General features: G+C 57.6%; 10 protein-coding genes and 1 pseudogene. All 11 read left to right on the top strand.

Translation table 11 applies throughout. The features are described 5' to 3' along the window. The first annotated feature begins 867 nt into the window (after positions 1–867). The 11 genes and pseudogenes from B3R00_RS12460 to B3R00_RS12410 all read left to right on the top strand — a co-directional run bounded on the left by B3R00_RS12460 (position 868) and on the right by B3R00_RS12410 (position 8970). Positions 868–1851, top strand: coding sequence for a DUF932 domain-containing protein (locus tag B3R00_RS12460; protein WP_286999290.1), 984 nt, complete (start codon positions 868–870; stop codon positions 1849–1851). Between the two features lie 135 nt (positions 1852–1986). Further along, complete coding sequence (locus B3R00_RS12455; RefSeq protein WP_286999289.1) at positions 1987–3033, top strand: YqaJ viral recombinase family protein; 1047 nt, start codon at positions 1987–1989, stop codon at positions 3031–3033. A gap of 85 nt (positions 3034–3118) precedes the next feature. Further along, positions 3119–4207, top strand: coding sequence for a phage capsid protein (locus B3R00_RS12450; RefSeq protein WP_244982986.1), 1089 nt, complete (start codon positions 3119–3121; stop codon positions 4205–4207). A gap of 380 nt (positions 4208–4587) precedes the next feature. Continuing rightward, positions 4588–4953: a hypothetical protein gene (locus B3R00_RS12445; RefSeq protein WP_210930720.1), complete on the top strand. Its 366-nt coding sequence runs from the start codon at positions 4588–4590 to the stop codon at positions 4951–4953. Positions 4954–5048: 95 nt separating this feature from the next. Next, positions 5049–5573, top strand: a complete 525-nt coding sequence (lspA, locus tag B3R00_RS12440) for a signal peptidase II (protein ID WP_210930719.1) — start codon at positions 5049–5051, stop codon at positions 5571–5573. Continuing rightward, a complete protein-coding gene (locus B3R00_RS12435) occupies positions 5570–5986 on the top strand; it encodes a disulfide bond formation protein B (protein ID WP_210930718.1) in 417 nt (138 codons plus the stop codon). The genes lspA and B3R00_RS12435 overlap by 4 nt, the downstream gene beginning before the upstream one ends. Then, the gene (locus B3R00_RS12430; RefSeq protein ID WP_210930717.1) at positions 5983–6639 is read left to right on the top strand and encodes a DsbA family protein; all 657 of its coding nucleotides are present in this window, start codon (positions 5983–5985) and stop codon (positions 6637–6639) included. Before B3R00_RS12435 ends, B3R00_RS12430 begins: the two co-directional genes overlap by 4 nt. Positions 6640–6646: 7 nt before the next feature. Beyond that, positions 6647–6847, top strand: a pseudogene (locus B3R00_RS12425) (IS3 family transposase); the annotation flags it as partial. A 125-nt stretch (positions 6848–6972) separates the two neighbouring features. Further along, a protein-coding gene (locus B3R00_RS12420; protein WP_390887628.1) for an IS5 family transposase occupies positions 6973–7733 on the top strand; the annotation gives its coding sequence in 2 pieces (ribosomal slippage) (positions 6973–7315 and positions 7315–7733; 762 coding nt in all). A gap of 104 nt (positions 7734–7837) precedes the next feature. Continuing rightward, on the top strand, positions 7838–8299 hold the full coding sequence (locus B3R00_RS12415) for a helix-turn-helix domain-containing protein (RefSeq protein WP_286999288.1): 462 nt from the start codon (positions 7838–7840) through the stop codon (positions 8297–8299). A gap of 17 nt (positions 8300–8316) precedes the next feature. Then, positions 8317–8970: an IS630 family transposase gene (locus tag B3R00_RS12410; RefSeq protein WP_286999287.1), complete on the top strand. Its 654-nt coding sequence runs from the start codon at positions 8317–8319 to the stop codon at positions 8968–8970. The last annotated feature ends 24 nt before the right edge of the window (positions 8971–8994 follow it).

The following is an 8994-nucleotide window of genomic DNA, read 5'->3' as shown; positions in this document are numbered from 1 at the left end:
TACGTGGCATACATGTGCTGGCCTGAAGTCCTGTCCCACATACTGCCCACATAAAACATGGGCTGTTAGCGATTTTCGCCGAACTCCAACGAACAGTCAAAGCTTAAATTTTTATTTACAATCAGCATGTTATAGTTTTTTATCGAACTTTAACGAACATAAAAATGGCGGACACAGCCTCCGCCAAGAATACTTCTAAGCCCCTGTTTTCAGGGGCTTTTTTATTTCTCACCCTAGTCTTTCTACCATACCATCTACCATTAGATTTCTGATTGATCCGGTCCTGTTCGGACTGCATCGGACTGCAACTAGCAATCTTGTTTTTTCATTTCTAATTTTTTTGAACCACATATCACGAAGCTGAGGTCATCTACAGATCCTCACCAACCCAACGTCTCAAGCCCCTGTGTATCTGCGCAGGGGCTTTTTTGTCGCTGTGTATAGGAGACCACTTTGGAAATATCCATACCCTCGCTTCTGTCTTGCCCCTTCTGTGAGCACGCGGAAGTCACCCATCGAACACCTGCCACATATGCCTGTGCCGTACTTGGGTGTGCTGTCGGTGCTGCAGGAGGCTTTCTCGCCTCGAACAGAGGACTAGCAATTGCGAGTCCCCCCAGCACATCTCTTGCTTCAGCAGGATTCGCTTTCAATGGCGTTGCCGGCGCCGTGGTTGCTGCCATGACGGCTGCAGCCATTGGGTGTGAACTTGGCGCTAAAGCTGGCGCCAAGATTGACCTCGTGCTGTTTGATAACTATCGCTGCTGCGCATGCGGAAAGACTTTTAAGGTCTGAGTCGTTTATTAGCGCGACGCTTCACATTCTTTTTTTTGAATACGTCTCATTTATTAATAAAGGAGCAATCTCATGGCACACCTCGTTGAAACCATGGCCTACGCTGGTCAAACACCTTGGCATGAACTGGGCAACGCCCTCCCAGCCAAACAAAGCATTGATGTCTGGGCACAAGCTGCAGGCATGGACTGGCGCATTCAGGAAACACCTGTGCGTTATCTCGCCTCCGATGGAAATACAGGCCTATCTGGTCTATATGCCGAGCCCAAAGAATTTCCTGAACAAAAGGTTCTGTACCGCAGCGACACACACGCACCACTTTCGGTGGTGGGCAGTCGCTACAACGTGGTGCAGCCCCGTGAGGTGCTTGAGTTCTACCGCGACCTGACAGAGGTGGCTGGCTATGAGCTGGAAACGGCAGGAGTGCTCAAAGCTGGCCGCAAGTTCTGGGCCTTGGCTCGTACTGGCAAGTCTGTAGCTTTGAAGGGCAACGATGTGGTCAATGGCTATTTGCTGCTGGCTACGTCTTGTGATGGGTCCCTAGCAACCGTAGCCATGCCGACCACGGTGCGCGTGGTGTGCAACAACACACTGACAATTGCCCTGCGTGATGGCGTGGGTGCAGTCAAGGTGCCACATAGCACCTCGTTTGATCCCCAGGCCGTTAAACGCCAGTTGGGGGTTGCAGTTGGCCAGTGGGACAGCTTTATGTACCGCATGAAGACACTGGCTGAACGCAAGGTCAAAACCCACGAGGCGATGAACTACTTCCTCAAGGTGATCTGCAACACAGATGCCCACTCTGACTTGTCTGTGGGTCTGACCAATGAGCGGGCACTCAAGAAAGTGCAGATGCTCTACGAAGGCCATGGGCGGGGAGCCGAGATGCACGCAGCCAAGGACACTGCCTGGGGCCTACTGTGCTCTGTAACCGAGTTCATCGACCATGAAAAACAAGCCCGCAGCCAAGACAACCGCTTGGACAGTGCTTGGTTTGGCCAAGGTGCTGTGATTAAGCAGCGTGCGTTGGATCATGCATTGCAGCTGGTGTCTTGATCATGTTCAAACGCTGGCTTGCATGGCCCTACTGGCCTTCTCCACTGGGATTTCCCATCTACTTTCCACCACCACGAACCGCCTTCTAAGGCGGTTTTTTTATGCCCGCAATTTCTGCGGGCCAAGGAGATTTGTATGTCTGTTCATTTACTCAGCAATGCCAATCTAGATCTGCAAAGCCTGTCTACCGCACGTGCACCTGCCACCCGCAAAGGGGCTGCTTTGCGCCTGGTCTCGACCAAGGATTTAGCCAGAGACGATTGGCTGGAAGTTCGCCGCACAGGCATTGGTAGCTCCGATGCCGCTACAGCAGTGGGCCTTAACCCTTATCAGTCCCAGCTGGAGCTGTGGATGCATAAGACGGGCAAGGCTGACTTGCTGCCTGCTGTAGACCCCAACGATGACACCAGCCCCATGTTCTGGGGTACGTTGCTAGAGCCCATAGTGGCTGCCCACTACACCAAGCGTACAGGGAACAAGGTACGCCGTGTGAATGCCGTGCTGCAGCATCCAAAGCATCCTTGGATGCTGGCCAATGTGGATCGTGAGGTGGTTGGTTCATCCGAGGTGCAAATTCTGGAGTGCAAGACTGCAGGCATCCACGGTGCACGCCTTTGGAAGGATGGCGTGCCTGAGTACGTGCAATTGCAGGTCATGCACCAGCTGGCCGTCACAGGCTACAAGGCAGCGGATGTGGCTGTACTCATTGGGGGACAAGAGCTGCGCATCTTCCGCATTGAGCGGGATGAGGCCCTGATCGAGCGCCTGATTGCGCTGGAGCACGCCTTCTGGGAACAGGTGGAACAAGGCGCACCGCCAGCCGGAGATGGCTCGGACAGCGCGGAAAAAGCCTTGCGCTGCCTGTATCCGAACAGCGGTGGGGACCAGGTCGATATGAGCGACGACCCCGAACTCAACGCCACGTTTGACGCCTTGCTGGCGGCACGTGAGAAGCTCGATGCCGCCCAAAAGCACGAAGCCCGACTGCGCCAACACCTGCAAAGCCACATGGGAGAAGCCGATCGCGCCACGTTTGCCTGCGGCGGCAGCGTGACCTGGCGTCGCAGCAAGGATGGCCAAGCGTTCAACACCAGTGCATTCGTGCAAGACCATCCAGACTTGGCTAAAGGCTACCTCAGCACACGCGCGGGCACCCGGCGCTTTTGCGTCAATGCACAGTGAGAGGCACGCCAGTCCTCTGCTGCCTCTCTCCCCCCCTGACCTCCATGGCCTGCGTCATGGGGGCTTTTCTTTTTTGGAGCAGCACATGATCAAAGGTTTGATGATCACCCCGCCCGTAATCGGCCGCATCTCGATCGGCAAAGTGGTGGAAAAGAACGGCAAGCGTCTGCCAGAGAAAGACGATGAGTTCACCATCACTACCCAGGTGCAAATCCGTGGGCAATGGCTTTTGCACCCGCTGGACGAAGTCCTGCGCCAGGCACCAACGGTTGGCGGCATAAAGGAAGGCACGATGCCTTCCAGTGATGAAGGGGGTGACGCCGTAGCGCCTGCCGCACCACAACGGGCAGGCAAACGTTCGCTCCAGGAAAAAATGGGAGTTGAGAGCCCTGGCACTGTCAGCGCGCCGCCGCCCAAACGCAAGCTGCGCAGTATTCCGGTACGGGTCTTGTTCAACGACCCGGATCTGAACCTGCGGGCCAACTACTGCATGTTTGATCGCAACACAGCGCGCCCGCTGTGTGTCGGCGATGGTGAAAGCTGCAAACGCATCACCGCCAAGGGGCTGGAATCCATGGCCTGCCCGGGCCCCGACGCTTGCAGTTTTAGCATGGGCCAGTGCAAGCCCTATGGGCGATTGAACGTCAGCATTGGCGAGAGCGATGAGCTGGGCAGCTATGTGTTTCGCACCACGGGCTTCAACAGCATCCGGACCTTGACCGCCCGACTGCAGTACTTCGCTGCAGTCTCAGGCGGTCACCTGGCCGCCATGCCTCTAGAAATGCGGCTGCGGGGCAAATCCACCACTCAGTCGCACCGTGCGGCCATCTACTACGCCGACCTGGTGGTGCGCACCGGCCTGAGCTTGAACGAGGCCATCGGCCAAGCTAAGGCACTGGCTGCACAGCGCCAGTCTGCAGGATTTGCGCAGAACGCTTTGGATGAGGCTGCACGTCTGGGCTATGCCAACGGCAGCTTTGAAGATACGCCGGAGGAAGCGGCGGACATTGTGGAGGAGTTTTATCCGGAGGATACCGAAGCGCCAACACATCCAGACACGGAGGCTTTGCAGGCGGACAACACACCGTTTCAGGCCGTGTGCACCGGGCTCGGGTCAAGCCCCCTGGTGAAGCAGCGTCATGGTCCGTATAGTCCGTATGCGAACAGACCGTGAGAATCCACCGTACCTGGCGCTTTTGGCGCCAGGTACAAAAGAGGGACTTTTATTTTTTCACTGAGCCACACGGAAATGAAAGCGCTGACCAAGCCGAAGTGATTGGTAGACAGCCCTGAATTGAACTTGGGCAGATACCAGCTTGGCAACAAGCAGTGGATACTGTCCCCGCACTTACAACTCTGGTCACAAACGACCGTGACAGCCAGATATTCAGGCTGGCATTGGTGTCCTTGGGTCACCTGAGCGGGCTCTTGCTGCGGGCGACCCGGATCATAAACAGTGAGTGCCTTCAAGCCCCTGCCCGTGCGACCACAACTAGCCGATTTGATTAGCCGTGCACGCGACCAGTGAAGCTCCCGCCGCTTAATATCGGCACTATGCGCGCTTTCCTGCTCCTGCTGATGCTTACACTGCTGCCGCTGCAGTTTTCTGCTGCCACAGTGGTTGAATGCTACGGTCACGGTGCGCAGCCACAAACCCAACATCATCCGTCTGCCAACGTGTCAGCTGTGACGGGCATGGACGAGCTGGCCGCCGACGGCATGGGTTTTGATCTTGACTGCGGAATCTGCCACGCGAATTGCGTTGCAGCTGTGATGGTGACTGCTGCGCTCACTGTCGACCCCGCTGGTATCAACCGTGTCGAACACTTCGCCGAAGGCTTGTTGCCGCCCTGGCATGAGCGGCCTTACCGTCCCCAGTGGTCTGCCGCGAAAGGTTTGGGGTTGAACGCATTCGTCTAATGCGCTGAAAGGCACTTCTTCCCCAATCCCCTGACTTCAAGTGGCCACCATCTCATATGGTGGCCGACCCTGGATCGTTTTGGGAGGACTCTCACATGACCGCTCGCTGGACCCAGCGAAACCCGCAGTGGACCTGGCTCGCTGCCGTCGCAACTCTCTTGTTTGTTGATCAAGTCAGCAAATCGTTTTTTTCAACCACCCTGGAACTCGGTGAAGCCGTCCAGGTGACCGAGTGGCTCAACTTTGTGCATGTGCTCAACACAGGCGCAGCCTTTTCGTTGTTGGCCGATGCGGGTGGCTGGCAACGCTGGTTCTTCATCGGCGTGTCCATGTTGGTGGTCGGTGTAGTCTGGATGGCGAGCCTTGCCCGGCAGGCCAAACCGATGGATCGGTGGATGGGCGCCTTCGTGGTGGGCGGGGGTAGTGGCAACCTCGTGGACCGCGTCCAAATCGGTGCCGTAGTGGATTTCCTTGACCTTCACTGGCGCAATATTCACTGGCCGGCCTTCAACCTGGCCGATGTGTTCATCGTCTGCGCCGTGTTGGTGTGGTGCTTCTCATCATTGAAAACGCCACCGCGCCCATCATCCCGAAAAACACCCGAGGAGTTGCCTTCATGAAGCACGGCTGGCTCTGGCTCATGGCCGCGTGGGGCATCGCATTGGTTGCCACGCTCGGCGCGCTTTTCATCGGTGAGGTCATGGGCATGACGCCCTGCTTGCTCTGCTGGTACCAGCGCATCTTCATGTTTCCGCTGGCGCTCATCCTGGGCATGGCAGCCTTCGCAGAAGACCGGCGCGGTGCTGTCTATGCGCTGCCGTTGGCGTTGGGTGGCACAGCCATGGCCGGCTACCACTCCGCCCTGGTGGCCGGGTGGGTGCCGAAGTGGTGGGTACCTTGCGGCACCGGACCCGCTTGTAGCGAACAGCGCCTCGAAATCCTCAATGGCATCCAGATTCCCTGGTTGTCTCTCCTGGCTTTCATCGCCATCGTCATCCTGCTTTTTGTTTACTTGAGAAAGCCCCGTTCATGAACGCCAAGAAAATCACCATTGTCGGCCTGGTGGCCATCGTTTCGCTGTTCTTCTACCTGGGCATGAACGCCTACCAGAAGCGCGTGCAGACTGCACAGGAAGTGCAAGTCAAGGCCGAGCAAACCCGCCTGGTCCGCATGCATTCACCAGTTTTCGGCCCACAAAATGCCCCGGTCACCATCGTCGAGTTTTTTGACCCGGCCTGCGAAACCTGCCGGGCTTTCTATCCCATCGTCAAGAATCTCATGGCTCAGTACCCCACTGATGTGAGGCTCGTGATCCGCTATGCGCCGTTCCACCAAGGCTCGGACCAGGTGGTCAAGCTGCTGGAATCGGCCAAGAGCCAGGGCAAGTACCAGACGGTTCTTGAAGCTGTGCTGGCCGCGCAGCCCGCCTGGGCCGACCACGGCCAGCCCAACATCGAGACCGCTTTCAAGGTGGCGGAGCAGGCCGGGCTGGACCTTGCTATAGCGCGACTGGACATCAAGAAACCTGGCATGCAGTCCTTGGTGCAGCAAGACATCGAAGACCTCACCGCACTGCAGGTCACCAAGACGCCCACCTTCTTTGTCAATGGCCGCAGCCTGCCGAGCTTCGGGCCCGACCAATTGGCCGTACTGGTGGCCGAAGAAGTGGCCAAGGTGAAGAAGTGAAGCGCATGACAACGCAGCATGCGAAGGCTTCTTCGGCCGGTTGAAAACGGAGATGTTCTATCCTTGCGACTGGAAAACAGCGAGCATCGAGCAGTTCACCCAGGCCCTGGACTCCTACATCCGCTGGTACAACGAGAAGCGCATCAAGATCACTCTTGGCTATCTCAGCCCCATTGAGTACCGAGAGAGTCTTGGACTTACGGCATAAAACCAGTCCAAGTTTTTATCCGCAGCCCCGGTGCTCAGTTCTACTTCGGCGCAGACACACTAGGGCGTGTCATCAATCAATACCCGAGTAGTTGAAAGTCACAGCCCCAGCGCCACGTAGAGGCCATGAGTAAAAGATACGCCCTCCTTGATGCCCAATGGGAGCGCATCAAAGACCTGTTGCCCGGTCAGGCAGGACAGCCCGGAGCCACGGCAAAAGACAACCGGCTGTTCATCGATGCAGTGCTCTACCGCTACCGCGCAGGCATCCCCTGGCGAGATCTGCCTGCGCGCTTTGGCGATTTTCGCGTCGTGCACACCCGCCACTCGCGCTGGAGCCAAAGCGGCGTATGGCAGCGCGTGTTTGAGACTTTGGCGCAGGACGCGGACAACGAATACGCCATGATTGACGCCACCATCGTGCGCGCCCACCAGCACAGCGCTGGTGCAAAAGGGGGGATCTCGACAAGCAAGCCCTCGGACGAGGCCGGGGCGGGCTGAGCACCAAGATCCACGCCACGGTCGATGCGCTGGGCAACCCGACAGGCTTTCACCTCACGCCAGGGCAGGCGCATGACCTCCAAGGCGCCGATGTGCTGCTCAAGGACACACCAGCGCAGACTGTCATTGCCGACAAGGCCTACGATGCTCAGGCCCGGCTGATCGAGCCTTTATTGAACAAGGGCAAGGCAGTGGTAATTCCCTCGCGGGTAACGAACAGGCAGCCACGCGAATATGACCGTGAGCTCTACAAGGCGCGCCATCTGATCGAGAACTTCTTCGCACGCTTGAAGCAATACCGCGCCATTGCCACACGCTACGACAAGACTGCTCGCAACTTTCTCGGAGCCATCCATCTGGCGGCATCCATGGTGTGGTTGGCATGAGCCCTGGCAGCCCGGCTACACACCCGGGTATTGATTGATGACACGCCCTAGTACGTTGACACGAAAGTAACGAAACATGAATACACTCTCGTCATCACTACTCGATGCTTGGAGGTGTTGCCATGCGCCAGACGCAATTGCACTTGACCGACGAGGATCGCTCGCTCGTGGACGAGATTCGCAGCAAAGGGCTGCATCAGGCGCGGGAGGTCAATCGGGCTCATGTTCTGTCATCGCTGGACCGGGGCGTACCAGAGGCCCAGATCATGGCGGTGCTGGGAATGGGGCGCACGGCTGTGTGGCGAACGCGCGCAGCGTATCTGCAAGGGGGCTTGGAACTGGCGGTCTTCGACGTTGCGCGCCCAGGGCGTCCACGCCAGTACGACACGGACGACGAAGCACGGGTGACGGCCCTTGCTTGCTCGGCGCCGCCTGCAGGCCGGCAGCGCTGGACGATGGTGGAGCTCGAACGGGCCGCACGCCAGGCGCCTGGCATGGCCAACGTGAGTCGAGAAACCGTGCGGCGCATGCTCAAAAAAACGATCTCAAGCCCTGGCGCAAGCTGATGTGGTGCATTGGTTCGTTGACCGAGGAATACCGCAGTCGCATGTATGCCTTGCTTGAGCTGTACGCGCGACCGATGTCGCACATCGAGCCGGTCATCTGCATCGACGAGAAGAGCTTGCAACTCATCGGTCACAGCCGAGCACCGCTGCCAATGGACTCGCGCAGCCCCGAAAAAATAGACTACGAGTACGTGCGCCACGGCACGACCAATCTGTTCGTGGCCGTCGAGCCCAAAGCCGGACAGCGAACCGTCTCGGTCACGGAGCGCCGAGGCAAGGTCGACTTCGTGACCTTCGTTGGCGACTTGCTGACCAAGACGTATGCCAAGGCAAAGCGAGTGCATCTGGTGCTGGACAACCTGAACATTCACTTCAGAAAATGCTTCGATGACGTCCTGGGAAAACGCGCAGCAGCCAAGCTCTTGCGCCGGGTGCAGTTCCACTACACACCCAAGCACGCGAGTTGGCTGAACATGGCGGAGATCGAAATCGGCATCCTCAGCCGTCAGTGCCTGGAGCGGCGCATTGAAAACCGCCACCTTCTGCAATGCGAGGTTGACGCGTGGCAGCAGGCTCGTAACGCCGCTCAGCGAACCATCGAGTGGACGTTCACTCGTCAGGATGCAGATCAGAAGCTCGGCAGACATTACGTTCCGAAACTTGCGTGTTGATGTACTAGTGGGAATGGGCATGCT

Origin of the sequence: Comamonas sp. UBA7840 (assembly GCF_002501455.1) — a bacterium.
GTDB classification, from domain to species: Bacteria; Pseudomonadota; Gammaproteobacteria; order Burkholderiales; family Burkholderiaceae_C; genus Comamonas; species Comamonas jiangduensis.
Note: the sequence above shows the minus strand (reverse complement) of the source record. Positions and strands in the feature narration are given on the sequence as shown.